The sequence below is a fragment of the Rhodopseudomonas sp. NSM genome (genome assembly GCF_052445935.1).
Classification (GTDB): domain Bacteria; phylum Pseudomonadota; class Alphaproteobacteria; order Rhizobiales; family Xanthobacteraceae; genus Rhodopseudomonas.
In genome coordinates, this window is sequence record NZ_JBQTCH010000002.1 from 275,832 (window position 1) to 301,226 (window position 25,395).

24 protein-coding genes and 2 tRNA genes are annotated in these 25,395 nt (G+C 64.0%); 4 read left to right on the forward strand and 22 right to left on the reverse strand.

The window, feature by feature from the left end; genetic code table 11:
• Window positions 1-17: 17 nt before the first annotated feature.
• The 16 genes from ACTZWT_RS05575 to ACTZWT_RS05650 form a co-directional block, all read right to left on the reverse strand.
• Window positions 18-1,535 (reverse strand): NADH-quinone oxidoreductase subunit M, encoded by a 1,518-nt coding sequence (locus ACTZWT_RS05575; protein WP_444768713.1) that lies wholly within the window; start codon window positions 1,533-1,535, stop codon window positions 18-20.
• Complete coding sequence (gene nuoL, locus ACTZWT_RS05580) at window positions 1,535-3,610, reverse strand: NADH-quinone oxidoreductase subunit L (protein WP_444768714.1); 2,076 nt, start codon at window positions 3,608-3,610, stop codon at window positions 1,535-1,537. The genes ACTZWT_RS05575 and nuoL overlap by 1 nt, the downstream gene beginning before the upstream one ends.
• A 65-nt stretch (window positions 3,611-3,675) precedes the next feature.
• Window positions 3,676-3,987 (reverse strand): NADH-quinone oxidoreductase subunit NuoK, encoded by a 312-nt coding sequence (gene nuoK / locus ACTZWT_RS05585; RefSeq protein WP_444768715.1) that lies wholly within the window; start codon window positions 3,985-3,987, stop codon window positions 3,676-3,678.
• Window positions 3,984-4,622: an NADH-quinone oxidoreductase subunit J gene (locus tag ACTZWT_RS05590; RefSeq protein WP_444768716.1), complete on the reverse strand. Its 639-nt coding sequence runs from the start codon at window positions 4,620-4,622 to the stop codon at window positions 3,984-3,986. The genes nuoK and ACTZWT_RS05590 overlap by 4 nt, the downstream gene beginning before the upstream one ends.
• Before the next feature lie 9 nt (window positions 4,623-4,631).
• The gene (gene nuoI, locus ACTZWT_RS05595) at window positions 4,632-5,120 is read right to left on the reverse strand and encodes an NADH-quinone oxidoreductase subunit NuoI (protein ID WP_444768717.1); all 489 of its coding nucleotides are present in this window, start codon (window positions 5,118-5,120) and stop codon (window positions 4,632-4,634) included.
• A gap of 7 nt (window positions 5,121-5,127) precedes the next feature.
• Window positions 5,128-6,153, reverse strand: coding sequence for an NADH-quinone oxidoreductase subunit NuoH (nuoH, locus tag ACTZWT_RS05600; RefSeq protein WP_444768718.1), 1,026 nt, complete (start codon window positions 6,151-6,153; stop codon window positions 5,128-5,130).
• Window positions 6,154-6,162: 9 nt separating this feature from the next.
• Window positions 6,163-8,238, reverse strand: a complete 2,076-nt coding sequence (nuoG, locus tag ACTZWT_RS05605; RefSeq protein ID WP_444768719.1) for an NADH-quinone oxidoreductase subunit NuoG — start codon at window positions 8,236-8,238, stop codon at window positions 6,163-6,165.
• A 33-nt stretch (window positions 8,239-8,271) separates the two neighbouring features.
• Complete coding sequence (locus ACTZWT_RS05610; protein WP_444768720.1) at window positions 8,272-8,481, reverse strand: hypothetical protein; 210 nt, start codon at window positions 8,479-8,481, stop codon at window positions 8,272-8,274.
• 11 nt (window positions 8,482-8,492) lie between these two features.
• Complete coding sequence (gene nuoF / locus ACTZWT_RS05615) at window positions 8,493-9,818, reverse strand: NADH-quinone oxidoreductase subunit NuoF (RefSeq protein WP_444768721.1); 1,326 nt, start codon at window positions 9,816-9,818, stop codon at window positions 8,493-8,495.
• Between the two features lie 18 nt (window positions 9,819-9,836).
• Window positions 9,837-10,052, reverse strand: coding sequence for a hypothetical protein (locus ACTZWT_RS05620; RefSeq protein ID WP_444769236.1), 216 nt, complete (start codon window positions 10,050-10,052; stop codon window positions 9,837-9,839).
• A complete protein-coding gene (gene nuoE / locus ACTZWT_RS05625; RefSeq protein ID WP_444768722.1) occupies window positions 10,049-10,798 on the reverse strand; it encodes an NADH-quinone oxidoreductase subunit NuoE in 750 nt (249 codons plus the stop codon). The genes ACTZWT_RS05620 and nuoE overlap by 4 nt, the downstream gene beginning before the upstream one ends.
• 2 nt (window positions 10,799-10,800) lie before the next feature.
• Window positions 10,801-11,772, reverse strand: a complete 972-nt coding sequence (locus ACTZWT_RS05630) for an FkbM family methyltransferase (RefSeq protein WP_444768723.1) — start codon at window positions 11,770-11,772, stop codon at window positions 10,801-10,803.
• Window positions 11,769-12,974, reverse strand: a complete 1,206-nt coding sequence (locus tag ACTZWT_RS05635) for an NADH-quinone oxidoreductase subunit D (RefSeq protein WP_444768724.1) — start codon at window positions 12,972-12,974, stop codon at window positions 11,769-11,771. Before ACTZWT_RS05635 ends, ACTZWT_RS05630 begins: the two co-directional genes overlap by 4 nt.
• 72 nt (window positions 12,975-13,046) lie before the next feature.
• Window positions 13,047-13,661, reverse strand: a complete 615-nt coding sequence (locus tag ACTZWT_RS05640) for an NADH-quinone oxidoreductase subunit C (protein WP_322517272.1) — start codon at window positions 13,659-13,661, stop codon at window positions 13,047-13,049.
• Between the two features lie 16 nt (window positions 13,662-13,677).
• The gene (locus ACTZWT_RS05645; RefSeq protein ID WP_444768725.1) at window positions 13,678-14,277 is read right to left on the reverse strand and encodes a NuoB/complex I 20 kDa subunit family protein; all 600 of its coding nucleotides are present in this window, start codon (window positions 14,275-14,277) and stop codon (window positions 13,678-13,680) included.
• A gap of 11 nt (window positions 14,278-14,288) precedes the next feature.
• Window positions 14,289-14,654: an NADH-quinone oxidoreductase subunit A gene (locus ACTZWT_RS05650; RefSeq protein ID WP_011441460.1), complete on the reverse strand. Its 366-nt coding sequence runs from the start codon at window positions 14,652-14,654 to the stop codon at window positions 14,289-14,291.
• Between the two features lie 331 nt (window positions 14,655-14,985).
• On the opposite strand from ACTZWT_RS05650, the gene ACTZWT_RS05655 reads away from it, so the two are divergent.
• Window positions 14,986-15,180, forward strand: coding sequence for a hypothetical protein (locus ACTZWT_RS05655; protein ID WP_444768726.1), 195 nt, complete (start codon window positions 14,986-14,988; stop codon window positions 15,178-15,180).
• A gap of 316 nt (window positions 15,181-15,496) precedes the next feature.
• Here the strand turns inward: ACTZWT_RS05655 and ACTZWT_RS05660 are convergent.
• Window positions 15,497-15,573, reverse strand: a tRNA-Asp gene (locus ACTZWT_RS05660).
• 246 nt (window positions 15,574-15,819) lie between these two features.
• Between ACTZWT_RS05660 and ACTZWT_RS05665 the strand changes: the two genes are divergently transcribed.
• Together ACTZWT_RS05665 and pepT are read left to right on the forward strand one after the other, a co-directional pair.
• Complete coding sequence (locus ACTZWT_RS05665; protein ID WP_011503293.1) at window positions 15,820-16,131, forward strand: HU family DNA-binding protein; 312 nt, start codon at window positions 15,820-15,822, stop codon at window positions 16,129-16,131.
• A 143-nt stretch (window positions 16,132-16,274) separates the two neighbouring features.
• Window positions 16,275-17,552 carry a peptidase T gene (gene pepT / locus ACTZWT_RS05670; RefSeq protein WP_444768727.1) on the forward strand — a complete coding sequence of 426 codons (1,278 nt, stop codon included), beginning with the start codon at window positions 16,275-16,277 and terminating at the stop codon, window positions 17,550-17,552.
• Between the two features lie 112 nt (window positions 17,553-17,664).
• Here the strand turns inward: pepT and ACTZWT_RS05675 are convergent, their stop codons facing one another.
• Complete coding sequence (locus tag ACTZWT_RS05675; protein ID WP_444768728.1) at window positions 17,665-17,949, reverse strand: hypothetical protein; 285 nt, start codon at window positions 17,947-17,949, stop codon at window positions 17,665-17,667.
• 127 nt (window positions 17,950-18,076) lie between these two features.
• On the opposite strand from ACTZWT_RS05675, the gene ACTZWT_RS05680 reads away from it, so the two are divergent.
• Window positions 18,077-18,153, forward strand: a tRNA-Val gene (locus ACTZWT_RS05680).
• Window positions 18,154-18,190: 37 nt separating this feature from the next.
• Here the strand turns inward: ACTZWT_RS05680 and ACTZWT_RS05685 are convergent.
• From ACTZWT_RS05685 to ACTZWT_RS05700, 4 genes are read right to left on the reverse strand one after another with little or no spacing between them, the layout of a single operon-like run.
• Window positions 18,191-21,346: a type I restriction endonuclease subunit R gene (locus ACTZWT_RS05685; protein WP_444768729.1), complete on the reverse strand. Its 3,156-nt coding sequence runs from the start codon at window positions 21,344-21,346 to the stop codon at window positions 18,191-18,193.
• A gap of 17 nt (window positions 21,347-21,363) precedes the next feature.
• A complete protein-coding gene (locus ACTZWT_RS05690; protein WP_444768730.1) occupies window positions 21,364-22,413 on the reverse strand; it encodes an SIR2 family NAD-dependent protein deacylase in 1,050 nt (349 codons plus the stop codon).
• Between the two features lies 1 nt (window position 22,414).
• The gene (locus tag ACTZWT_RS05695; RefSeq protein ID WP_444768731.1) at window positions 22,415-23,701 is read right to left on the reverse strand and encodes a restriction endonuclease subunit S; all 1,287 of its coding nucleotides are present in this window, start codon (window positions 23,699-23,701) and stop codon (window positions 22,415-22,417) included.
• Window positions 23,691-25,313, reverse strand: coding sequence for a class I SAM-dependent DNA methyltransferase (locus ACTZWT_RS05700; RefSeq protein ID WP_444768732.1), 1,623 nt, complete (start codon window positions 25,311-25,313; stop codon window positions 23,691-23,693). Before ACTZWT_RS05700 ends, ACTZWT_RS05695 begins: the two co-directional genes overlap by 11 nt.
• Window positions 25,314-25,395 lie beyond the last annotated feature (82 nt).

Genomic DNA, 25,395 nt, shown 5'->3' on the forward strand with positions numbered 1-25,395 from the left:
CGTGCGGTCCTTGCCGGTTACGGAAGCGCGGCTGCCTTCACGGCAGTCGCGGCGGCGGCGTAATTGTTGACGAGTTGCTGGACCGATGCGGCCGACATGTCCAGCACCGGCTTGGGATAGAAGCCGAACAGGATGGTCAGCACCACCAGCGGGGCCAGGATGATCCCCTCGCGCCAGGTCAGGTCCTTGATGTCGGCCAGCGCCGGCTTGGTCAGCGCGCCGAACACCACCTTGCGGTAGAGCCACAGCGCATAGGCCGCCGACAGGATCACGCCGAGCGAGGCGATGGTCGCGGTCGGAATATTGACCCGGAAGGTGCCGAACAGCGTCATGAATTCGCCGACGAATCCCGAGGTGCCCGGCAGGCCGACATTGGCCATGGTGAACACCAGGAACACGAAGGCGTAGATCGGCATCCGGTTGACGAGCCCGCCATAGGCCGCGATCTCGCGGGTGTGCATCCGGTCGTAGATCACCCCGACGCAGAGGAACAGCGCACCCGAGACGATGCCGTGCGAGATCATCTGGAACACGCTGCCGGCGACGCCCTGGGTGTTGCCGGCGAAGATGCCCATGGTGACGAAGCCCATATGCGCGACCGAGGAGTACGCGATCAGCTTCTTGATATCCTCCTGCATCAGCGCGACCAGCGAGGTGTAGACGATCGCAATCACCGACAGGCTGAACACCAGCGGCGCGAAATACACCGAGGCATCCGGGAACATCGGCAGCGAGAACCGCAGGAAGCCGTAGCCGCCCATCTTCAGCATGATCGCCGCCAGCACGACCGAGCCCGCGGTCGGTGCCTCGACATGCGCGTCCGGCAGCCAGGTGTGCACCGGCCACATCGGCATCTTCACCGCGAAGGATGCGAAGAACGCCAGCCACGCCCAGGTCTGCAGGTTGCGCGGGATCGCGGTGTTCATCAGCGTCGGAATGTCGGTGGTGCCGGCGGTCCAGTACAGCGCCATGATCGCCAGCAGCATCAGCACCGAGCCGAGCAGCGTGTAGAGGAAGAACTTGAACGACGCGTAGACCCGGCGCGGACCACCCCAGACGCCGATGATCAGGAACATCGGGATCAGGCCGCCCTCGAAGAACAGATAGAACAGCACCAGGTCGAGCGCCGAGAAGGTGCCGATCATCAGCGTTTCCAGCACCAGAAACGCCATCATGTATTCGCGCACCCGCACCGTGATCGACTTCCAGCTCGCGAGGATGCAGAACGGCATCAGCGCGGTGGTCAGGATCACGAACGGCAGCGAAATGCCGTCGACACCCATGTGATAGCCGATGGTGGCGCCGAGCCAGGGCGCCTTCTCGACGAACTGGAAGCCCGGGTCGGCGGCGTCGAAGCGCCAGACCAGGATCAGCGACACCGCGAAGGTGATCAGCGTGGTCCACAGCGAGATCCAGCGCGCATTGCGGCGCGCCGCCTCGTCGTCGCCGCGGGCGAGATAGACCAGCGCCGCGCCGAGCAACGGCAGGAAGGTGACGACCGACAGCACCGGCCAGGTCATGATTGAAGCCGACATTAACGGCCTCCCCCGCCGAGCATGAACCAGGTGATCAGACCGGCCACGCCGATCAGCATCGCGAATGCGTAGTGATAGAGATAGCCCGACTGCAGCTTGACGACGCCGCGGGTGACGTCGAGCACCCGGGCCGAGACGCCGTCGGGGCCGAGGCCGTCGATCAGCATGCCGTCGCCCTTCTTCCAGAGCTGCCGGCCGATCCACTTCGCCGGCCGCACGAAGATCACCTCGTACAATTCGTCGAAGTACCACTTGTTGAGCAGGAACTTGTACAACAGCGGATGCTGCGTCGCGAGCTCGACCGGCAGATACGGCCGGCGGATGTAGAAAATCCACGACACCAGGAAGCCCACCACCATCATCACCGTCGGCAGATAGGCGATCCCGGCCGGGATGTGGTGCATCTCCTCGATGATGCCCGGATGCATCTTCAGCGATGCGCGGAAGAACTCCTCGACGCCGTGGCCGGCGAACAGCTCCTTGAACGGATAGCCGGCGGCGAGTGCGCCGAACGCGAGGACGAACAGCGGGATCGTCATCGTCAGCGGGCTCTCGTGCGCGGCGTCATAGTGCTTCTGGTCGTGCGGCTCGCCGTGGAAGGTCTTGAAGATCAGCCGCCACGAATAGAACGACGTCAGCAGCGCGGCGACGACGGTCATCAGGAAGCCGTAGAACGCCATCGGATTGTGCGAGACGTAGGCCGACTCGATGATCGCGTCCTTGGAGAAGTAGCCGGCGGTCAGCGGGAAGCCGGTCAGCGCCAGCGTTCCGATCACCATCACGATGTAGGTGAACGGGATCTTGTCCTTCAGCCCGCCCATGTGGCGGATGTCCTGCTCGTGGTGCATCGCGTGGATCACCGAGCCCGCGCCCAAAAACAGCAGCGCCTTGAAGAAGGCGTGCGTGAACAGGTGGAACATGCCGACCGAATAGGCGCCCGCGCCCATCGCCACGAACATGTAGCCGAGCTGCGAACAGGTCGAATACGCCACGATCCGCTTGATGTCGTTCTGCACCAGACCGATCGTCGCCGCGAACAACGCAGTGGTGCCGCCGATCAGCATCACGAAAGCCTGCGCGTTCGGGGCCAGCTCGAACAGCGGCGACATCCGCGCCACCATGAAGACGCCGGCGGTGACCATGGTGGCGGCGTGAATCAGCGCCGACACCGGGGTCGGGCCCTCCATCGCGTCCGGCAGCCAGGTGTGCAACAGGAACTGCGCCGACTTGCCCATCGCGCCCATGAACAGCAGCAGGCAGGCCAGCGTCAGCGCGTCGGCGTTCCACCCGAAGAAGTTGATGGTCTTGCCGGTGAGCCCGGGCGCAGCCGCGAAGATGGTGTCGAAATCGGTCGAGCCGACCAGCACGAAGACGGTGAAGATGCCGAGCAGAAAGCCGAAATCGCCGACGCGGTTGACGACGAAGGCCTTGATCGCGGCGGCGTTGGCGGACGGTTTCTGATACCAGAAGCCGATCAGCAGATAGCTCGCCAGACCGACGCCTTCCCAGCCGAAGAACAGCTGCAAAAGATTGTCGGCGGTCACCAGCATCAGCATTGCGAAGGTGAACAGCGACAGATAGCCGAAGAACCGCGGCCGGTGCGGGTCCTCGTGCATGTAGCCGATCGAGTACAGATGGACGAGGCACGACACCGTCGTCACCACGACCAGCATCACCGCGGTCAGAGTGTCGACGCGCAACGCCCAGGCGACCTGCAGGTCGCCGGAATTGATCCACGGAAACAGCGCGACGCGGGCGTCGTGATGCATGAAGCCGACGTCGACCAGCGTCACCCAGGACAGCGCGCAGGAGATCAGCAGCAGCGCGGTGGTGATCACCTCGGTCGCGCGTGAACCGAACGCCGCGGGTTCGACCGGGCCGTGGCCGTGATCGTCGTGGCCGTCCTCATGCGCGGCGTGGCCGTGCGCATCGTGGGCATGCGCGGCGTGGCCGTGACCATGATCGCCGTGCTCGACGGTGTCGCCGCTCGGGTTGCGGGCATGAGCGCCGGCGAGCGCAATGACGGCGGCGATCAGCGCGCCGATCAGCGGCAGGAATACGATAGCCTGGATCATGCGCGCGCCTTCGCTGGGAGCCGGGTCACGCCGCGGGTCCGCGACGCCTGATGGACGATCATGCCCTAGCCCTTCATCAGGTTGATATCTTCAACCGCGATCGTGCCGCGGTTGCGGAAGAACACCACCAACACCGCCAGGCCGATCGCGGCCTCGGCCGCGGCGACGGTCAGCACCAGCAGCGCGAACACCTGCCCGACGATGTCGTTGAGATAGATCGAGAACGCCACCAGGTTGATGTTGACGGCGAGCAGGATCAGCTCGATCGACATCAGGATGATGATGACGTTCTTGCGGTTGAGGAAGATGCCGAGAATGCCGAGCGTGAACAGCACCGCGGCGACCGACAGGAAGTGACCCAGACCGATCTCGTTCATCGCACCCACTCCGCGGAGTCGCTGTCGGACAGGCCCTGCCCCGGCTTGACCTGGCGGATCGCCATCGCGGTCTCCTTGGTCCGGGCATTCTGCTCGACGATGTTCTGCCGCTTCACCGACTTCTTGTGGCGCAGCGTCAGCACGATCGCGCCGATCATCGCCACCAGCAGGATCACCCCCGAAATCTGGAAATAGTGGATGTAGCGCGTGTACAGCACCAGGCCGAGCGCCTCGGTGTTGCTGACATCGGCCGGGATCGGCGCGGTGATCGTCTTGGTGACGGTGGGGGTGATCACCCAGCCGCCGGCGAGCAGCAGCAGCTCGGCGAGGAAGATGAAGCCGATCAGCAGGCCGAACGGCAGATATTCGAGGAAGCCCTCGCGCAGCCGGCTGAAGTCGACATCGAGCATCATGATCACGAACAGGAACAGCACGGCGACCGCGCCGACATAGACCACGATCAGGATCATCGCCAGGAATTCGGCGCCCATCAGCACGAACATGCCCGCGGCGTTGACGAACACCAGGATCAGGAACAGCGCCGAATGCACGGGATTTCGCGCGAACACCACCATCACCGCGGCGGCGATCGCGGCCCCGGCGTAGAGATAGAAGAACAGGACAGGCATGGACATGGCGTCAGCTCACCGGTACGGCGCGTCGAGTTCGATCGCCTTGGCGATCTCGCGCTCCCAACGATCACCGTTCGCGAGCAGCCGAGCCTTGTCGTAATACAGCTCTTCGCGGGTCTCGGTGGCGAATTCGAAGTTCGGCCCCTCGACGATGGCATCGACCGGGCAGGCCTCCTGGCACAGGCCGCAATAGATGCATTTCACCATGTCGATGTCGTAGCGCACGGTGCGGCGGGTGCCGTCGTTGCGCCGCGGCCCGGCCTCGATGGTGATCGCCTGCGCCGGGCAGATCGCCTCGCACAGCTTGCAGGCGATGCAGCGCTCCTCGCCGTTGGGATAGCGGCGCAGCGCGTGCTCGCCGCGGAAGCGGGGCGAGATCGGATTCTTCTCGAAAGGATAATTGATCGTCGGCTTCGGCTTGAAGAAATAGCGCATGGCGAGAAAGAACGCCGATACGAATTCCGTCAGCAGCAGCGAGCGGGCGGTTGCGTTGATATTCATGAGGGCCTCATTTCGGCGCGAGCCCCGCGAATTGCAGGACGGCGGCGACGATCACCACCATCGCCAGCGACAGCGGCAGGAACACCTTCCAGCCGAGACGCATCAACTGGTCGTAGCGGTAGCGCGGCACGATCGCCTTCGCCATCGCGAACATGAAGAACATGAACAGGACTTTGAGCGCGAACCAGACGATGCCCGGCACCCAGGTGAACGGCGCGTAAGGCACCGGCGGCAGCCAGCCGCCGAGGAACAGGATCGTGCCCATCGCGCACATCGTGACGATCGCGACGTATTCGCCGAGCATGAACAGCAAATACGGCGTCGACGAATATTCGACCATGAAGCCGGCGACCAGCTCGGACTCGGCTTCGACCAGGTCGAACGGCGGGCGGTTGGTTTCCGCCAGCGCCGAGACGTAGAACACCACGAACATCGGAAACAGCGGCAGCCAGTACCAGCCGAGAATGCCCCATTGCGAGTTCTGCGCCTCGACGATCGCGGTGAGGTTGAGCGAGCCGACGCACAGCAGCACGCAGATCACCACGAAGCCGATCGAGACTTCGTAGGACACCATCTGCGCCGCCGAGCGCAGCGCCGCCAGGAACGGATATTTCGAGTTCGACGACCAGCCGGCCATGATGATGCCGTAGACCGACAACGACGACACCGCGAGGATGTACAGCACGCCGACATTGATGTCGGCGATCACCCAGCCGGCGTTGACCGGAATCACCGCCCAGGCCGACAGCGCCAGCACGCAGGTCACCAGCGGCGCCAGCAGAAACACGCCCTTGTTGGCGCCGGACGGAACCGTCGGCTCCTTGACGACGAATTTCAGCAGGTCGGCGAAGGATTGCAGCAGCCCCCACGGCCCGACCACGTTCGGGCCACGCCGGATCTGCACCGCGGCCCAGATCTTGCGGTCGGCGAGCAGGATGTAGGCGATCGAGATCAGCAGCAGCACGAGCAGCAGCACGCTCTGCCCGATCACGATGATCAGCGGCCACAGGTTGGTCATGAAGAAATCAGCCATGGGCCTCGCCTACTCCGCCGCCGTCAGCATCTGGCCCGACGCGAGGCGGGAGCACTCCGCCATCACGGCGGATGCCCGCGCGATCGGGTTCGTCATGTAGAAATCGGCAATCGCCGGCTTGATCGGCGCCTTGTCGACGCGGCCGCCGGCTGCGGCCAGCGCGCGCACGGCGCCGGCGTCGCCGGGCTCGATCTGGTCGACCCGCATCAGATGCGGCACGGCGGCAAACATTGCCTTGCGCAACGCAGCCAGCGAATCGTAGGGCAGCTTGTGCCCCAGCGCCTCGGACAGCGCGCGGATGATCGCCCAGTCCTCGCGCGCATCGCCCGGCGGGAACGCCGCGCGATTGGCGATCTGCACACGGCCTTCGGTGTTGACGTAGATGCCGGATTTTTCGGTGTAGGCCGCGCCCGGCAGGATGACGTCGGCGCGATGCGCGCCGCGGTCGCCATGGGTACCGATATAGACCACGAAGGCGCCGTCCGGCAGCTTCACCTCATCCGCGCCGAGCGCGAACACCACATCCAGCGCACCGGCGGTGGTCATCTGCGCGGCGTCCAGGCCGCCTGTGCCCGGCACGAAGCCGATGTCCAGCGCACCGACGCTCGACGCCGCCGGATGCAGCACCGCGAAACCGTTCCAGTCGTCGGTCAGCGCGCCGATATCGACCGCGAGCTTGGCCGCCGCCGCCAGCAATGCCGCGCCGTCGCGGCGCGAGGTCGCCGCGGCGCCGACCAGCACGACCGGGTTCTTGGCGTTCTTCAGCGTCTCGGCGAAGGAATGCTTGCCGGAGGCGACGTCCGCCAGCGTCTCGGCGCCGGCGCCGAGATACTCGGTCGGATAGGTCAGGTCGGCCTGCTCGCCGATCACGCCGACCGGCATGCCGCTGGCGCGCCAGCGCTTGCGGATTCGGGCGTTGAGAATCGCCGCTTCCTTGCGCGGGTTGGAGCCGATGATCAGCAGGGCGTCGGCCTGCTCGATGCCGGCGATGGTCGGATTGAAGATGTAGGACGCCCGCCCCGCCTTCGGATCAAACGCCGCGACGTTCTGCGCCGCCAGGTTCGACGATCCGAGCGCCGCGAGTAGTTGTTTGAGAGCGAACATCTCCTCGACCGCGGCGAGATCGCCGGCGACCGCACCGATCTTCTTGCTGTCGACGCCTGCGAGCTTCGCCTTGATCGCGCCGAACGCTTCCGGCCAGCTCGCGGCACGCAGCTTGCCGTCGATACGGACATAGGGCCGGTCGAGCCGCTGGGTGCGCAGCCCGTCGACAACGTGGCGGGTCTTGTCGGAGATCCACTCCTCGTTGATCGCCTCGTTGACGCGCGGCAGGATCCGCATCACCTCGCGGCCGCGGGTGTCGACCCGGATCGCCGAGCCGAGACCGTCCATGACGTCGACCGACTGGGTCTTGCCGAGTTCCCAGGGCCGCGCCGCGAACGCATAGGGCTTCGAGGTCAGCGCGCCCACCGGGCAGATATCGACCAGATTGCCCTGCAGCTCCGAGGTCAGCGCGCTTTCGAGATAGGTGGTGATCTCCATGTCCTCGCCGCGGCCGGTCGCGCCCATCTCCGGCACGCCGCAGACTTCGGCAGCGAAGCGCACGCAGCGGGTGCACTGGATGCAGCGGTTCATCGAGGTCTTGACCAGCACGCCGAGATACTTGTCCTCGACCGCGCGCTTGTTCTCGGCGAACCGGCTGGTATCGACGCCGTAGCCCATCGCCTGGTCCTGCAGGTCGCACTCGCCGCCCTGATCACAGATCGGGCAATCCAGCGGATGGTTGATCAGCAGGAATTCCATCACGCCCTCGCGGGCCTTCTTCACCATCGGCGATTTGGTGTTGATCTCCGGCGGCTCGCCGTTCGGGCCCGGACGGCAGTCGCGCACGCCCCAGGCGCAGCTCGCCACCGGCTTCGGCGTGCCCTTCAGCTCGACCAGACACATCCGGCAATTGCCGGCGATCGACAGCCGCTCGTGATAACAGAACCGCGGAATCTCGGCGCCGGCGGACTCGCAGGCCTGCAGCAGCGTGTATTCCGGCGGAACCTCGACTTCCTTGCCGTCGACGATGATCTTGATCATATCGTTCCAGTCACTCTCATAGTCGGCGAACGATCAGTGTGGTTGATCGGATAGTTCAAGACGTCGCTCGATCCGATCGACGCGAACGTCGAGACGGTCGAGCCGGCGGTTGACCCCCGCCAAACCTTCCTCGACTCCGGTCATTCGCACCTTGAGACCATGGACGTCATCGATCACGCGATCGAGCTTGGCGTCCATTCTCCGCAAATAAGTCAGCACGAGATTTTCGGGCTCATCGGCCATCATCAGCCTCCCTACTCCGCCGCGACCATATGCGCCGGGTCGAGCACGCCCTGATCGTCAAGCGTGGCCTTGCGCGAGAAATCGTCGATGCGGCGCTCGATCTCGGGGCGGAAGGCGCGGATCAGGCCCTGGATCGGCCAGGCCGCGGCGTCGCCGAGCGCGCAGATCGTGTGGCCCTCGACCTGCTTGGTGACTTCCAGCAGCATGTCGATCTCGCGCTTGTGGGCGCGGCCGTGCACCATCCGGTCGAGCACGCGCCACATCCAGCCGGTGCCCTCGCGGCACGGCGTGCACTGGCCGCAGCTCTCGTGCTTGAAGAAGTAACTGATGCGGGCGATCGCGGCGACGACGTCGGTGGACTTGTCCATCACGATGACGCCGGCGGTGCCGAAGCTCGACTTCACCGCGCGGGTGCCGTCGAAATCCATGATCAGCTCTTCGCAGTCCGCCGCCGGAATCAGCGGGCACGACGCGCCGCCGGGAATGATCGCCAGCAGGTTGTCCCAGCCGCCGCGGATGCCGCCGCCGTGCTTCTCGATCAGTTCGCGGAACGGAATGCTCATCGCCTCTTCGACGACGCAGGGCGTGTTGACGTGGCCCGAGATGCCGTAAAGCTTGGTGCCGACATTGTTGGCGCGGCCGATGCCGGCAAACCACGACGCGCCGCGACGCAGGATGTCCGGCGCCACCGCGATCGACTCGACGTTGTTGACCGTGGTCGGACAGCCGTACAGGCCGACATTGGCCGGGAACGGCGGCTTCAGCCGGGGCTGGCCCTTCTTGCCTTCGAGGCTCTCGAGCAGCGCGGTTTCTTCGCCGCAGATATACGCGCCGGCGCCGTGCGCGACGTAGAGATCGAACGGAAAGCCGTGGACGTTGTCCTTGCCGATCAGCTTGGCCTCGTAGGCCTGGTCGATCGCCGCCTGCAGATGCTCGCGCTCGCGGATGAACTCGCCGCGCACATAGATGTAGCCGACATGAGCACCCATCGCGCAGCCGGCGATCAGGCAGCCTTCGACCAGCGTATGCGGATCGTGCCGCATGATTTCGCGGTCCTTGCAGGTGCCCGGCTCGGATTCGTCGGCGTTGACGACCAGGTAGCTCGGCCGGCCGTCGGCATTGTCCTTCGGCATGAACGACCATTTCAGGCCTGTCGGGAAGCCGGCGCCGCCGCGGCCGCGCAGGCCGGACGCCTTCATCTCGCTGATGATCCAGTCGCGCCCCTTGTCGATGATCGCCTTGGTGCCTTCCCACTGGCCACGACGGCGCGCGCCCTTGAGGCCCCAATCGTCGAGCCCGTACAGGTTCCGGAAGATGCGGTCCTTGTCGTCCAGCATGGCTTGCGGCGTTCCCTGTCAGCGATTCGATTGCATGTAAGCGAGACCGGCGGCGCATCCACCGAAAGTGAGCGACCACAGCAGGCTCGATTCAAGTGTCGCACTCAGCGCGTAGCGCTGCAGCAGAAATATGAAACCCGCGGCGACCACCGCGTGCATCGCAATATAGTACGGCTGGCGCATCGTTTCGGCCCTCTCCGCGCGACCGGAGGCCGCTTTGCTCGGCTCGGTCATGGCGGGTTCTTTTCAGTGGCGTCGGCAGCCGGCGCCTTCGGTGCGGGCCGCTCCTGCACATTGGCGGCTTCGGTGGCCTTCTTCGGCTCCTGATCGGTCAGCGCCGGACCGTCATTGGTATCGGTGGCGACATTGATACCGCCGGTCTTCAGCGTCGTCGGCCCGGTGATCGGCGCCGCGTACTGGCGGCCGTTCTGCGGGCCGGGCTTCGGCGGGTTGCCGGCGGCGAAACCGTCGAGCACCTTGTTCAGGCTCTCCGGCGTCAGATCCTCGTAGGTGTCCTTCCGGATCTGCACCATCGGCGCGTTGACGCAGGCGCCGGCGCACTCGACCTCTTCCCACGAGAAGTCGCCATCGGCCGACAGGTGGAACGGGTCGTGATGGATGCGGTTCTTGCAAACCTCGATCAGCTCGCCGGCGCCGCGCAGCCGGCAGGGCGTGGTACCGCAGACCTGCACATGCGCCTTCTTCCCGACCGGGTTGAGCTGGAACATCGTGTAGAAGGTCGCGACTTCGAGCGCGCGGATATGCGGCATGTCGAGCATGTCGCTGATGACGCGGATCGCCGCTTCCGGCAGCCAGCCGCCGCACTGCTCCTGCGCCCGCCACATGATCGCGATCACCGCCGAGAACTGGCGGCCGGGCGGATATTTGGTGATTTCGCGCTTGGCCCAGGCGAGGTTTTCCTCGGTGAAGGCGAAGCTCTCGGGCTGCAGCTCCTTGGGAGCCAGACGACGAACGGACATGATCAGTTTCTCATCGCGCGTTTGGTCGCGCTCGCATTCAGATTTTCAATTCGGGCCTGCCAGAACGCGCTCGCGGTTCCGACGACGTTGTAGCCGACATTCGACGCGACCTTGATCCGGTCGAGAATGGCGAGGTCGACCACGGCCTCGAACTGGTTGGTGCCGGGGTCGTAGACCACGAGCTTCAGCGGGGTGTGTTCGAGGATGAAGCGCGACACGGTATGATCCTTGTCGCTGCCGTGTTCCTCGCAGAGGATGGCAGTGTCGCCCTGCAGCAGCCGTTCGCCGCCGCGGATGGCGTCGATCTCGACGCCCTCGACGTCGAGCTTGACCAGATACTTGCCGTCGATCGCGATCGTCCCGTTCTCGAGCAGATCGTCGAGCCGGATCACCGGGACGTCCTCGCCGGTCGCGTCGGCCTTGCCGACGATGCTGAGCGCCTCGTGCTTGGTGCCGGACAGCCGGGCGGTGCCGCGCGCAGCGCCGATCGCACACTTCATCGTCTCGAACCGCTCGCCGTTGACGCGGGCGTTGTGCGCCAGCCGGGCGTAGTTGGCGTGCGACGGCTCGATCGCGATCGCCCGGTGCGCGCCAAACGGCCTGCTCGACACCAGCACCGACCAGTAGCCGTAATTGGCGCCGCAATCGATCAGTGTGTAGTCGACCTCGACGGAGTCGGCGAACAGCAGGTCGAGCTCGATCTCGTAGCGATACGACCGCTCGAGCAGCTTGCTCCAGTAGCCGTCGCCATAGGGAAACACGAAGGTCGCATCGGGATTGAGCTTGATCGCGATATCGCGCGACGGCAGCGCCTTGCGCATCAGATTCGCCGCGGCGTTGTAGCCGCGATACGAGAAATTCGACGACACCCGCGCACCCATCACCAGCGCGAACGCGGCCATGCGCTCGAGAGCGCTGGCGCCCTCGAGAGCGCCGGTGGCGCGGTCGAACTGGATGGGCTTTGGCGCGATCACCGATCGACCTCTCCGAACACGATGTCGAGCGAACCGAGAATCGCCGAGACGTCGGCGAGCAGATGGCCGCGGCAGATGAAATCCATCGCCTGCAGATGCGCGAAGCCGGGCGCGCGGACCTTGCATTTGTAGGGCTTGTTGGTGCCGTCGGAGACGAGATACACGCCGAACTCGCCCTTCGGCGCCTCGACCGCGACATAGACCTCGCCTTCCGGCACGCGGAAGCCCTCGGTGTAGAGCTTGAAGTGATGGATCAGCGATTCCATCGAACGCTTCATCTCGCCGCGGCGCGGCGGGAAGATCTTGTTGTCGTCGATCGCGACCGGCCCCTGCCCGGCGAGCTCGTGCAGCTTGGCGATGCACTGCTTCATGATCCGCACCGACTGCCGCATCTCCTCGACGCGAAGGCAGTAGCGGTCGTAGCAATCGCCGTTCTTGCCGATCGGAACGTCGAAATCCATCTCGGCGTAGCATTCGTAAGGCTGCGACTTGCGCAGATCCCAGGCGGCGCCCGAGCCGCGCACCATCACGCCGGAGAAACCCCACTCCCACGCCTGCTCGAGCGTCACCACGCCGATATCGACGTTGCGCTGCTTGAAGATGCGGTTGTTGGTGAGCAGCGTTTCCAGATCGTCGACGGTCTGGATGAAGTTGTCGCACCAGTGGTCGATGTCGGCGATCAGCTTCGGCGGCAGGTCCTGGTGCACGCCGCCGATGCGGAAATACGCCGCGTGCATCCGGCTGCCGGACGCGCGCTCGTAGAACATCATCAGCTTCTCGCGCTCCTCGAACCCCCACAGCGGCGGGGTCAGCGCGCCGACATCCATCGCCTGGGTGGTGACGTTGAGGAGATGCGACAAAATCCGGCCGATCTCGCAATACAGCACACGGATCAGTTGCGCGCGCCGCGGCGCCTCGATGCCGAGCAGCTTTTCCGCCGCGAGGCAGAACGCGTGCTCCTGGTTCATCGGCGCGACGTAGTCGAGCCGGTCGAAATACGGGATCGCCTGCAGATAGGTCTTCTGCTCGATCAGCTTTTCGGTGCCGCGATGCAACAGGCCGATATGCGGATCGACCCGCTCGACGACTTCGCCGTCGAGCTCCAGCACCAGCCGCAGCACGCCGTGCGCCGCCGGATGCTGCGGTCCAAAATTGATGGTGAAGTTGCGAAGCCCGGCGGCCTCGGTCGCGGCGTCAGCCATGGGGCAAGCTCCGCTTGCTGGCGAGTAGCGAATGGTGAGTAGCGAATGGCGAGTGGTTCATGGCGATCGGCGTCACGGCTTCACCCCCGCCTTCTCGTCGCCCGGCAGGATCGGATAGTCCGCGCCTTCCCATGGTGACAGGAAGTCGAACTTGCGGAATTCCTGATTCAGGCGGACCGGCTCGTAGACCACGCGCTTCTGGTCGTCGTCGTAACGAACCTCGACGAAGCCGGTGAGCGGAAAGTCCTTGCGCAGCGGGTGGCCGTCGAAGCCGTAATCGGTCAGGATCCGGCGCATGTCGGGATGGCCGGTGATGACGATGCCGTAGAGGTCGTACACCTCGCGCTCGAACCAGTCGGTGCCGGGAAACACGCTGATGATCGACGGCACCATCGTGGTCTCGCCGACCTCGGCGCGCAGCCGGACCCGCGCGTTCAGCGCCGGCGACAGGAAATGGTAGACCAGATCGAACCGCGGCACCCGGCCGGGATAGTCGACCGCGGTGACGTCGACGATGTTGACGAAGCGGCAGCGCGGATCGTCGCGCAGAAACCGCACGACCTCCACCACCTTCGCGGCGTCGATCGTCACCGTCAGTTGGCCGTAGGCGATCGAATGACCGATCGCGGCGCCCGGCAAGGCGCCGACGATCGTCTGACCCAGGGTGTCGAGCCCGTTGTCGTCCATGAAGCAGCTTTCTTCTTCAGCGTTCGATCGTGCCGGTCCGACGGATCTTCTTCTGCAGCAGCATCACGCCGTACAGCAGGGCTTCTGCGGTCGGCGGGCACCCCGGCACATAGATGTCGACCGGGACGATGCGGTCGCAGCCGCGCACCACGGAGTAGGAATAGTGGTAGTAGCCGCCGCCGTTGGCGCATGATCCCATCGAGATCACGTAGCGCGGTTCCGGCATCTGGTCGTAGACCTTGCGCAGCGCCGGAGCCATCTTGTTGGTCAGCGTGCCGGCCACGATCATCACGTCGGACTGCCGCGGCGAGGCGCGCGGCGCGAAGCCGAACCGCTCGGCGTCGTAGCGCGGCATCGACAGCTGCATCATCTCGACCGCGCAGCAGGCGAGACCGAACGTCATCCACATCAGCGAGCCGGTGCGCGCCCAGGTGATCAGGTCGTCGGTGGCGGCGACGAAGAAACCCTTGTCGGACAGTTCGCGATTGACGCCGAGGAAGAACGGATCGTCGGCGCCGACCGGCTTGCCGGTGTTCGGATCGATGATGCCGGAGGGGGCTCGCGCGATCAGCGGCTGGGCGCCTTCAGGCCGCGTCGACGGCGTCGGCTGATGCATCGAAGCTGGACTCAATCCCATTCGAGCGCGCCCTTCTTCCACTCATACGCGAAGCCCACGGTCAGCACGCCGAGGAACACCATCATCGACCAGAACCCGGTCGCCCCGAGTTTCCCGAATGCGACCGCCCAGGGAAACAGAAAAGCGACTTCGAGATCGAAAATGATGAAGAGGATGGCGACGAGGTAAAACCTGACGTCGAACTTCATGCGGGCGTCGCCGAAAGCGTTGAACCCGCATTCATAAGCCGAGAGCTTTTCAGGGTCGGGCTGCTGATAGGCGACGGCAAAAGGCGCCACCAGGAGCACGAAGCTCAGTCCAGCCGCAACAAGAATGAATACGACGATTGGTAGATAGTTCGGCAGAATGCCGCTCATCACCGTTCCCTATCCCGCGGTGGTGCACCGCCGCAGACTCGTTTGCATTTGAATTGTTCTACCGCTTAGCGCAGTGCAACAGGGGGCGCAAGACAAGCTGTGTTGACACCCAGGTACCTCGTCATGCGCACAGCGCTGGGGTTTTCCCGGACACATTTTCAAACCCGGGTTCAAAGCTTGGTCGCTGGCGGCGAAAATGCGCATATACCTCCAGGAAACCATAACCCCCACACACGAAACCATTTTCGGAACCCGCGAAACTTTCCTGCAACACACGCCGGATAAATCTGTGCGCATCGAAGCGGCAAGAAGCACCGCGCGGAGGCGACAGATGAACCACTCAATTCATTCAGCGGATCGGGCGACCCACCTCAAGATCGTGGTTGTGGCGCTGGTCGCCAGCATCGCTGTCGCCGCCTTGGGCATTTCCGCGCGGGTGGGCGCCGACTACAGCCAGACCGCCCACGTCGTGAAGCCGACCAAGCAGATCGCCATCACCAGTTCGGAAACCTCGACGGTGAGGTAGGACGCCGGTCGGCGCTCGCACCCCTTTCTCACGGATCGTTGAAATCGGCCGCCTCCGGGCGGCCTTTGATTTGGTCTGTACCGAACTCCGGGGCAGGACGCGGGATCCCGACCGGGCAACTTCTCGACAACGTACTGAACAAAATCTGAAGCGCGGCGTCGGCGGCCTGCCCCTGCAGGATTGGCACGGCGGCATCGTCCTGCGCGCCGCGCCGTGAGGCGTGACGGCATGCAATGCGAGTTACGGCACGAGCCGTTCGGACATTTTTCGAGGAGAGTCTGCGGTTTCGCCAAAGGCCTGATTTTACAGGGCTAAATGGCGCGAGAGACGGGGCTCGAACCCGCGACCTCCGGCGTGACAGGCCGGCGCTCTAACCAACTGAGCTACTCCCGCGTGGTTTGCGTCCCGCGCAGGCGGTCGATCTAACGGGGCGTCCTTCCCAAGTCAAGCCGATTGCGCGAAAGCTCCATTTTCGTCCGCCGGGGTCGCTGTTGTCCTTTGATGCCGGCTGTTTTTGGCCCTGCAATGCAAATAATGCGCTGTTTGCAGGCAAAACAGCGTATGCAGTCCCCACCCGAATCGTCTAAGGCCTGCTACGTCTTAGTTTCCTAAGCCGCTACAAAACCCGGAGAGCAAAATATGGCGAAGAAAGCAGTTGCGAAAGCCGCGACACCCACCACCGTCACCCTGAAGCATCTCGCCGCGGCGCTCGCCGAAGAGCACGAGTTGTCGAAGAAGCAGACGGAAGCCATCCTCGGCGATCTGGTCGCCCGCATCACCAAGCACCTCAAGAAGGGCGAGCGCATCCGCATCGTCGGCCTCGGCATCCTGCAGGTCCGCAAGCGCGCCGCCCGCACCGGCCGTAATCCCGCCACCGGCGAGACCATCCAGATCAAGGCCAGCAAGAAGGTCGCGTTCCGCGCCGCGAAGGAACTCAAGGAAGCCATCTGAGCTTTCTCTTCCAACGATCCAGGATCCCGGGAGCCGCTCGCGGCTGCCGGGATCGCGATTGACCGACCACCGAGTTTTCCACGCTTTTCTGAAGTCTTGGCGACCCTTGGCGGTCCTGAAGAAGTCTTGGCGGTCCTGAAGTCTTGGCGGTCCTGACCGTGCACACCGGCGTCGGCAACATCGAATTTATCCACGGCGTCACTGAGCGCTTTCTGCGCTATGTCACGATCGACACCCAGTCGGACCCGGCTTCCCCCACCTGCCCGTCGACCGTCAAGCAGAAGACCCTCGGCGCCCTGCTGGCGCAGGAGCTGCGCGACCTCGGGCTGGCCGACGCGCATCTCGACGAGCATGGCTATGTCTACGCCACGATTCCGGCGACCACCGACAAGACGGTGCCGGTGATCTGCTTCTGCGCGCATATGGACACCTCACCCGACTGTTCAGGCGAAGGCGTCAAGCCTCAGATCGTAAAGAACTATCAGGGCGGCGACATCGTCCTGAAGGCGGACCCGGCCCAGATCATCCGCGCCGCCGAGCATCCGGCGCTGGCGCAGCAGATCGGCCACGACATCATCACCGCGGACGGCACCACCCTGCTCGGGGCCGACAACAAGGCCGGCATCGCCGAGATCATGGACGCTGCGGCATTCCTGGTCGCGCATCCTGAAATCAGGCATGGCACGCTGAAGATCCTGTTCACGCCCGACGAAGAGATCGGCCGCGGCGTCGACAAGGTCGATCTGGAGAAGCTCGGCGCGGATTTCGCCTACACCATCGACGGCGAGACCGCCGGCAACATCGAGGACGAGACGTTCTCCGCCGATTCGGCGGTGGTCACCATCACCGGCGTCAGCGCCCATCCCGGCTTCGCCAAGGGCAGGATCGAGCACGCCATCAAGATCGCCACGGCGATCGTCGAACGGCTGCCGAAAGACACCTGCTCGCCGGAGACCACCGAGGGCCGCGACGGCTTCCTGCACCCGATCGGCATTGCAGGCTCGCTCGAGCAGGCAACGCTGAGCTTCATCGTCCGCGACTTCACTGAGGCGGGGCTGCAGGAGAAGGAAGCGCTGCTGCAAGGAATCGTCGACGAGGTGATGCGCGGTTACCCGCGCTCGACCGCGACCGTCGAGATCAAGCCGCAATACCGCAACATGAAACAGGTGCTCGACCGCCATCCCGAGCTGGTCGAGAATGCCCGCGAGGCGATCCGCCGCGCCGGGCTCACGCCGGTCACGACGTCGATTCGCGGCGGCACAGACGGCTCGCGGCTGTCGTTCATGGGCCTGCCCTGCCCCAACATCTTCGCCGGCGAACACGCCTTCCACTCCCGGCTCGAATGGGTCAGCCGCCAGGACATGGAGGCCGCAGTCCGCACCATCGTGCATCTGGCGACGATCTTCGACGAGCGGGCGTAGAGCATAATCCCGAAAAGTGGATGCCGGTTTTCGGAAACGATCATGCTCAAACAACAATCCAGAGCTGGACGGCCAGGCGCAGCGCGGCGGCCGCGGCCGCGGCCGCGCCGGCCTAGTTGGTCGGATTGGCAGGCTTGCTGCGTTTTGCGGGTGCCGGCTTTGCAGCCGCCTTCTGCGCGTCTCCGCTACGCACATTGCCCCAGGGGTCGACCGGCCCGGTCGCATTCGGGACGTTGCTGAGCGATCGCTGATAGGCGCGCTCCGCCTGCTTCTCGGCCTCGATCTCGGTCCGGGATTTCTCCGGGTCGGGATCGCCGTATTTCTGCATCGGCGCGGTTTGCGCGTAAGCCTGTCCGGCCAGCAACGCGAAAATGGCGACGGCGTAGACGAATCTCATGCTGTTCCTCCCGGCTCGGCGAGCGCCTGCATATCACCGCGCGCGCCGCGGCGCCATTTCGACGCCACACGGCGGCGGGCCCGCTCGTCTTGCACAGACTACGATCGCCGGGCTAGATAGCCCCGACGGGCGGCTAGCTCAGCTGGTTAGAGCATCTCGTTTACACCGAGAGGGTCGGGAGTTCGAATCTCTCGCCGCCCACCACGCCCCTCCCGGCCGCCCCGACCAAGTGCCCAGCCGGTTACGCGAACTCCCAGTCTTCGCTAAGCCTTGCGGCCTGCTCCAGCACCGTCCGCGTGGCCTTCTCCTGCTTGTCGGGCGGATAGCCGTATTTGCGCAGGATCCGCTTGACCAGCACCCGCAAATTGGCGCGGACGTTCTCGCGCACCGTCCAGTCGATCGTCACATTGGCGCGGACGGTGGCGACCAGCTCGCGCGCGATCGTCCGCAGGGCGTCGTCGCCCATCACCTTGACGGCGCTGTCGTTGGTCTCCAGCGCGTCATAGAACGCCACTTCATCGTCGGTGAGGCCGAGAGCCTCGCCGCGCAACGCGGCTTGGCGCATGTGCTTGGCGAGCTGGATCAGCTCCTCGATGACCTTCGCGGTCTCGATCGCCCGATTTTGATACCGACGCAGCGCCTGCTCCAGCATTTCGGAGAACGCCCGCGCCTGAACGAGATTCCGTCGGGATCGCGTTTTGATCTCGCCTTTCAGCAGCTTCTGCAGCAGCTCGACGGCGAGATTTCGCTGAGGCATGGCGCGCACGTCGGCCAGGAACTCGTCGGACAGAATCGAGATGTCCGGCTTCTTCAGGCCGGCGGCGGCGAAGATGTCGACGACCTTGTCCGACACCATCGCCCGCGAGACGATCTGGCGAATGGCGTGCTCGATGTCTTCGCAGCTCTTGCGCTCGCCCGGCTCGTTCTTGGCGAGCACGGCGCGCACCGCCTGGAAGAAGCCGACATCGTCGCGGATTCGGATCGCCTCGTCGTGCGGCACTGCGAGCGCGAAAGCCTTCGACAGTTCGTCCACCGCCTGAATCAACCGGACTTTGCCGTTGTCCTGGGCGAGGATGTGTTCCTGCGCCGCCGGCAGCAGCGTGATACGCTGGGCCGGACTGCCGCTCAGCCAATGCGACCAGTCGAAGCCGTGGAACAGGCCGCGGCAGACGTCATATTTCTCCAGCATCACCGCGACAGCTTCGTCCTGGTCGAGCGCGGTGCGGCCGGTGCCGCCGGCTTCGGTGTAGGTGACCAGTGCCTGCCGCAATTCCTCGGCGAGCCCGAGATAATCCACCACCAGACCGCCCGGCTTGTCCTTGAACACCCGATTGACCCGCGCGATCGCCTGCATCAGGCCGTGGCCGCGCATCGGCTTATCGAGATACATCGTCGACAGGCTCGGCGCGTCGAAGCCGGTCAGCCACATGTCGCGGACGATCACCAGCTTGAACGGGTCCCTGGCGTCACGAAACCGCTCGGCCAGATCCTCGCGTCGCTTCTTGCTGCGGATGTGCGGCTGCCATTCGATCTGATCGGACGCCGATCCGGTCATGACGATCTTCATCGCGCCGGCCGCGTCGTCGTCGCTGTGCCAATCCGGCCGCAGCCGGACGATCGCGTCGTAGAGTGCCACGGCGATGCGGCGGCTCATCACCACCACCATCGCCTTGCCGTCCATCGCCGACAGCCGGGCCTCGAAATGCTCGACGAGATCACGTGCGACCAACTCGACCCGGTTCTCCGAGCCGACCACCGCTTCGAGCTGCGCCCAGCGGCTCTTGAGCCTCTCCTTGCGCTCGACCTCCTCGCCTTCGGTCGCTTCCTCGAAATCCGGGTCGATGTTCGGGCGCTCGGAGGCCTTCAGCTCCAGCTTGGCGAGCCGGCTTTCGTAGTAGATCGGCACCGTCGCGCCGTCGATCACCGCGCGCTGGATGTCGTAGACGCTGATGTAGTCGCCGAACACCGCGCGGGTGTTGGCGTCGGTCTGTTCGATCGGCGTGCCGGTGAAACCGATGAACGAGGCATGCGGCAGCGCATCGCGCATATGGCGGGCGAAGCCGTCGATGAAATCGTACTGGCTGCGGTGGGCTTCGTCGGCGATCACCACGATGTTGCGCCGTTCCGACAGCACCGGGTGGCGGTCGCCCTTCTCTTCCGGAAAGAACTTCTGGATGGTGGTGAACACCACCCCGCCCGCGCCGACCGCCAGCTTGGCGCGCAGATCGGCGCGGCCCAAGGCCTGCACCGGCGGCTGACGCAACAGTTCGCGGCAGCGCGCGAAGGTGCCGAACAACTGCTCGTCGAGATCGTTGCGGTCGGTCAGTACCACGATGGTGGGGTTTTCCATCTCCGGCGCGAGGATGACGCGGCCGGCATAGAACGCCATCGTCAGGCTCTTGCCGGAGCCTTGGGTGTGCCACACCACGCCGACGCGGCGGTCGCCCTCGGCGCCGCCCGCCATCGGTCCAGCGTGGTAGTGACCGTCCTCTTCCGCAAAGCCCTGCGCCTTGTGCCAGCTTTGCGCGGGGATCGCGGCCCGCAGCGTCTCCTCCAGCGCGACATTGACGGCGTGAAACTGGTGATAGCCGGCGATCTTCTTGACCAGCGGCCCGCCGTCGAACGCCTCGAACACGATGAAGTAACGGATCAGGTCGAGGAACCGCCGTTGCTCGAACGCGCCCTCCAGCAGCACCTGCAATTCGGCGAGGCCGGTCGGCTGATCGCGGCCGGTGATGGTGCGCCACGGCTTGAACCATTCCCGCCCGGCGCCGAGCGAGCCGATCCGCGCCTGCGCGCCGTCGGAGGCGACCAGCACGGCATTGGCGGCGAACAGCGCCGGGATCTGCGCCTGATAGGTCTGCAACTGGCGATATGCCGCCCAGATGTCGGCGTCCACATCGGCGGCGTTCTTCAGTTCGATCACCGCCAGCGCCAGGCCGTTGACGAACACCACCAGATCGGGCCGGCGCTGATGCTGCCCTTCGGCGACCGTGAACTGATTGACCGCCAGCCAATCGTTCTGCGCCGGCTCGTCGAAATCGATCAGCCGCGCCTGCGCCCCGCCGATCGAACCGTCGGGACGGCGAAACTCGACCGTGACGCCGTCGACCAGTAGGCGATGGACGGCGCGGTTGCGCTCGATCAGCGTCGGCGCATCGAGCCGCATCAACTTGCGATGCGCCTCCTCCAGCGCCTCGGCCGGCAGCTCCGGATTGAGCCGCGCCAGCGCCGCCCGCAGCCGCCCCTGCAGCACCACATCGCGGCAACCGGAGCCGTCACGCTCGGCCGCAGGCTCACCGGCGCCGATCTCCGGCCCGCGCAGCACGGCATAGCCGAGACCGGCGAACCATTCGAGCGCGGCCTCTTCCACATGAAATTCAGCGAGCTTGTTCATCGAGCGGATCACGTCCTTCAGACGTCTTCGCCTGGGTTAAGCAAACCTGCCAACAGGGCAGTCAACGCTTGGTCATGAGGGCCTTCATACCAGATCGGAAAGATCCCGCCATTGGTCAGCATATGCTCTCTTTCAATACGTTTCTTCTCTGTCGATGGCAGCTCCAGAAACGCGAAGTGCTTCGGCATGCAAGAGTCACTTGTCGCGACCTCATTGAACAATTGCACGGTCCGATCCGGCCCTAAGCTACACCCTAAAAATAGGACGTGGTTACTCCGATAGATCAGCGAAAGTTCTTCGCGTGGGGAGCTACCGACACCATACGCTGCGTCATATTCCGAGGTAAGCAGCACGCGGCCAGCAGCACTCCGGCAATCGCCATGGAGCTTCAACAAAATACGCTGATTGGGATCCTTTAGCTGCCTAAAGCGCCCTAAATCACTACCAACGAGAACATGATGAAAAGCAACATTGCAGCCACGATAATTGCTTTCAAGAATGTCGTCGAGATTTGTCGTCACAACCAGGCTTGAGAAGACCTCCGGCAACAATCTGACCGGCCCGTCAATAGCCTGATCGTCAATTCGAAGCTCGTGCTCAATGCGTTCGTTCAAGAGCTTCCTGTTTGCGGCACTAGCCAACAGATCCGCGGCCTCTTCGAATAACGAAGTAGAAATCAATCCCTCCAGCGCATCGTCAGAAACAACAGTGTAACGCCGAATACCTCTCAGCAGATCGGACCAGGTGGGCAATCCACTGGGAGCAGACATACCTGACCCGATAAAGGGAACCACCTGCTTCCGTGCAGTCGCACTCAGGAGATCCTGAAACCTCTTCCTATTGCCGTGGATAGACAGAATGTGTTCGCGCTCTTCTGCCCTCTCGGGTATCCACCTTTCGTTCAACCAGCGCTTGAATTCGTCGCGATAAGCAGTCTTGTCAGCGCAAAGTATTTCGACAGGCAAAAACTCCGTCTCGCCGATAAACACGCTGCCATCGACATCAGCGCCGTCGCTCAGCCTGAAAACAACCTGTTCCTCGAACAAAACCTCCAGGGCCCGGACCATTTCAACGAACACCTACGCGAATTTCGCCACACAACAATTTCGGCAACAGCTCGTCGCGCAGTCCCGTGAGAACCTTTATCTCTCGAACATTCGCGAGCATCCGACCATAGAGTGGTCTCACTAAGCCATCGAACGCATCCATTAAACCTTGAGGAGGCGTGCAGACCGGTATCGGCCGGAAGCTCGCCTTACTAATTTCCAGGAAGGTCGATCCATTTGCCCTACTGACAATATCTGCGTGGGCGAAGCTCGCCCATAGCCACAAGAATAAGCTCGAGACTCCGTTGATCGGCTTCATCGCAATGAAGCCTTGATTGATGGCAACGGGAATCTCCGTGATAGCCAGATAGCCGATCGGAGCTCTAGACGAAAGCAAGACCGTCCCAACCGGCAGGAGGCCGGACCCGATCTGCAATAGACCTGCATCGGTAATGCATCGTTCCGTCTCGACCAAGATCGGCGTCGACAATCCTGAAAGATCCTTAGGGGTCACCCAATGATTTCCGCCGCTATCCCAGTAACGAGGAACCTTCGTACTTGGTGTACTTCCACCCACTACTTCTGCTAGCTCGCCGATGGACTTAACTTCCCAACCTGTTGGAATGTTACCCAATTTGGTTTCCTGAAAAGAATCTGGAAACAACTTCAGGAGGCGCGAAGAAAGACCTGAAAATTCCGACTTTTCCCGAACCGGATCGAAATCAACGAACCACGATTTGAACAGGGCCCGCGCCATCGCCTCCAGCGTCTCGTTCATCCGCCGGCTCAGCTCGATCTTGTCGTCGAGCGTGCCGAGGATGTGGACTATGGCCTCTCGCTCTTTCTGCGGCGGCAAGACAATCGGTAACTGAGCAACGTCGCGGAGATTTAGAGTGGTTTGAACAGTGGTGTTCACGCGAGATCCAATCCGTTCTCGCAACTCCGGCGAACAAAGCGCAATTTGAACCCAGTACGGTCCGACCTCCTTTCGTACCGGTATGACCGCAACAGCTCGGGCGGTATTCCATCCAGCAAGGGCTTTTGGGACGATTGCAGTTTCGCCCACTGTACCAACTAGCGTTAGAAGCAGTTCTCCGCCCTTCAACCGTGTGCGAGAGTACGCCGCTTCAATCTCAGGACTCACTCTGAGAGGAGCCGTCGTCGATATTCGACCGTTCCTTACGTCGCTCACGCGAACGATGGGAACGCCGGCTTCAACTGCGGGGCCCGGCTGGACAATGCCGTAACTAATCCCTCGTTCGACCTCAACGAGATCGACCAACGGAGCGAGTTCCCACTCACCCCCCATACCCAAGCTCCCTCAGGTTGGCGGAAATCGCGGCATCCAGCTTCGCGCCTTCCTTCTGCTGCTCCCGCAGCGTCTTCGCCAGCCGCGCCATCTTGTCGGCGAACGGCTCGTCGTCCTCCTCGGCCGCCGCGGCGCCGACGTAGCGGCCGGGGGTCAGCACGTAGCCGTGCTGCTTGATGTCGTCGAGCTTGGCTGCCTTGCAGAAGCCGGGCACGTCTTGGTAGCCCCCACCCTGCCCCTTCCCCGCAAGCGGGAGATCGGGGTCGCCGCGCCAGGCGTGGTAGGTGCCGGCGATCCTGGCGATATCTGCATCGGTGAGTTCGCGATGCACGCGGTCGGTCAGCGTGCCGAGCTTGCGCGCGTCGATGAACAGCGTCTCGCCGCGGCGGTCGCGGAAGCGGCCGTTGCGCTTGGTGCGCGCCAGAAACCACAGGCAGACCGGGATCTGCGTCGAGTAGAACAACTGCCCCGGCAGCGCCACCATGCAGTCGACCAGATCGGCCTCGATGATCGCCTTGCGGATCTCTCCCTCGCCGGACTGGTTCGACGACATCGAGCCGTTGGCGAGCACGAAGCCGGCCTGCCCGGTCGGGCCGAGGTGGTGGATGAAGTGCTGCACCCAGGCGAAGTTGGCGTTGCCGGCCGGCGGGGTGCCGTACACCCAGCGCTTGTCGTCCTTCAAAAGATCGCCGCGCCAGTCGGAATCGTTGAACGGCGGATTGGCCAGCACGTAGTCGGCCTTCAGATCGGGGTGGCCGTCGGCGTGGAAGGTGTCGCCGTGGGCGATCCGGGCGTCGATGCCGCGGATCGCAAGATTCATCTTGGCGAGCCGCCAGGTGGTGTAGTTCGACTCCTGGCCCCAGATCGAGATGTCGTTCCTGGCCTTGCCGCCATTGCCGTTGCCGTTGGCATGGGCGTGGATGAACTTCTCGCTCTGCACGAACATGCCGCCGGAGCCGCAGCACGGATCGTAGACCCGGCCCTTGTAGGGCGCGAGCATCTCGACCAGCACCCGAACGACGTGCGACGGCGTGTAGAACTGGCCGCCGCTCTTGCCCTCGGCGCTGGCGAAGCGCGACAGGAAATACTCGTAGACGCGGCCGAGCGTATCCTTGGCGCGGTCCGCCGGCGCGCCGAGCGCGACGTCGCTGACGAGATTGATGATCTGGCCGAGCCGCTGCTTGTCCAGCCCCGGCCGGCCGTAGTCCCTCGGCAGCACGCCCTTGAGCGAGACGTTGTCGCGCTCGATCGCCTCCATGGCGTCGTCGACCAGCTTGCCGATGGTCGGCTGCGGCGCCATCGACTTCAGATAGCTCCAGCGCGCCTCCGGCGGCACCCAGAAGATGTTCGCGGCGCGGTATTCGTCCGGGTCCTCCGGATCGGCGCCCTGCGCGCGCTCGGCTTCCAGTTCGGCGTGCTTGGCCTCGAACGCGTCGGAGATGTATTTCAGGAAGATCAGCCCGAGCACGACGTGCTTGTATTCGGCCGCATCCATGTTGTTGCGCAGCGCGTCCGCTGCGGCCCACAGCTTGGCCTCGAAGGCCCCGTTCTCGCTGCTCGAACTGGTCGTGTCGGTCGCCGCCTGCTTACGCTTCCCCGGACTTCTCGCCATTTTCTCTTTCGACTCGCGTGTGACGTGTGCGCCCTATGTACGACATCGCCGCGCATTCCTGCAGTCCCCATTGGATGAAAGC

Bases quoted from the DNA above. Each gene is read 5' to 3' on its own strand.
- ACTZWT_RS05575 (WP_444768713.1), bottom strand. From the start codon at position 1,535: ATGTCGGCTTCAATCATGACCTGGCCGGTGCTGTCGGTCGTCACCTTC.
- nuoL (WP_444768714.1), bottom strand. From the start codon at position 3,610: ATGATCCAGGCTATCGTATTCCTGCCGCTGATCGGCGCGCTGATCGCC.
- nuoK (WP_444768715.1), bottom strand. From the start codon at position 3,987: ATGAACGAGATCGGTCTGGGTCACTTCCTGTCGGTCGCCGCGGTGCTG.
- ACTZWT_RS05590 (WP_444768716.1), bottom strand. From the start codon at position 4,622: ATGTCCATGCCTGTCCTGTTCTTCTATCTCTACGCCGGGGCCGCGATC.
- nuoI (WP_444768717.1), bottom strand. From the start codon at position 5,120: ATGAATATCAACGCAACCGCCCGCTCGCTGCTGCTGACGGAATTCGTA.
- nuoH (WP_444768718.1), bottom strand. From the start codon at position 6,153: ATGGCTGATTTCTTCATGACCAACCTGTGGCCGCTGATCATCGTGATC.
- nuoG (WP_444768719.1), bottom strand. From the start codon at position 8,238: ATGATCAAGATCATCGTCGACGGCAAGGAAGTCGAGGTTCCGCCGGAA.
- ACTZWT_RS05610 (WP_444768720.1), bottom strand. From the start codon at position 8,481: ATGGCCGATGAGCCCGAAAATCTCGTGCTGACTTATTTGCGGAGAATG.
- nuoF (WP_444768721.1), bottom strand. From the start codon at position 9,818: ATGCTGGACGACAAGGACCGCATCTTCCGGAACCTGTACGGGCTCGAC.
- ACTZWT_RS05620 (WP_444769236.1), bottom strand. From the start codon at position 10,052: ATGACCGAGCCGAGCAAAGCGGCCTCCGGTCGCGCGGAGAGGGCCGAA.
- nuoE (WP_444768722.1), bottom strand. From the start codon at position 10,798: ATGTCCGTTCGTCGTCTGGCTCCCAAGGAGCTGCAGCCCGAGAGCTTC.
- ACTZWT_RS05635 (WP_444768724.1), bottom strand. From the start codon at position 12,974: ATGGCTGACGCCGCGACCGAGGCCGCCGGGCTTCGCAACTTCACCATC.
- ACTZWT_RS05640 (WP_322517272.1), bottom strand. From the start codon at position 13,661: ATGGACGACAACGGGCTCGACACCCTGGGTCAGACGATCGTCGGCGCC.
- ACTZWT_RS05645 (WP_444768725.1), bottom strand. From the start codon at position 14,277: ATGCATCAGCCGACGCCGTCGACGCGGCCTGAAGGCGCCCAGCCGCTG.
- ACTZWT_RS05650 (WP_011441460.1), bottom strand. From the start codon at position 14,654: ATGAGCGGCATTCTGCCGAACTATCTACCAATCGTCGTATTCATTCTT.
- ACTZWT_RS05655 (WP_444768726.1), top strand. From the start codon at position 14,986: ATGAACCACTCAATTCATTCAGCGGATCGGGCGACCCACCTCAAGATC.
- ACTZWT_RS05665 (WP_011503293.1), top strand. From the start codon at position 15,820: ATGGCGAAGAAAGCAGTTGCGAAAGCCGCGACACCCACCACCGTCACC.
- ACTZWT_RS05675 (WP_444768728.1), bottom strand. From the start codon at position 17,949: ATGAGATTCGTCTACGCCGTCGCCATTTTCGCGTTGCTGGCCGGACAG.
- ACTZWT_RS05685 (WP_444768729.1), bottom strand. From the start codon at position 21,346: ATGAACAAGCTCGCTGAATTTCATGTGGAAGAGGCCGCGCTCGAATGG.
- ACTZWT_RS05690 (WP_444768730.1), bottom strand. From the start codon at position 22,413: ATGGTCCGGGCCCTGGAGGTTTTGTTCGAGGAACAGGTTGTTTTCAGG.
- ACTZWT_RS05695 (WP_444768731.1), bottom strand. From the start codon at position 23,701: ATGGGGGGTGAGTGGGAACTCGCTCCGTTGGTCGATCTCGTTGAGGTC.
- ACTZWT_RS05700 (WP_444768732.1), bottom strand. From the start codon at position 25,313: ATGGCGAGAAGTCCGGGGAAGCGTAAGCAGGCGGCGACCGACACGACC.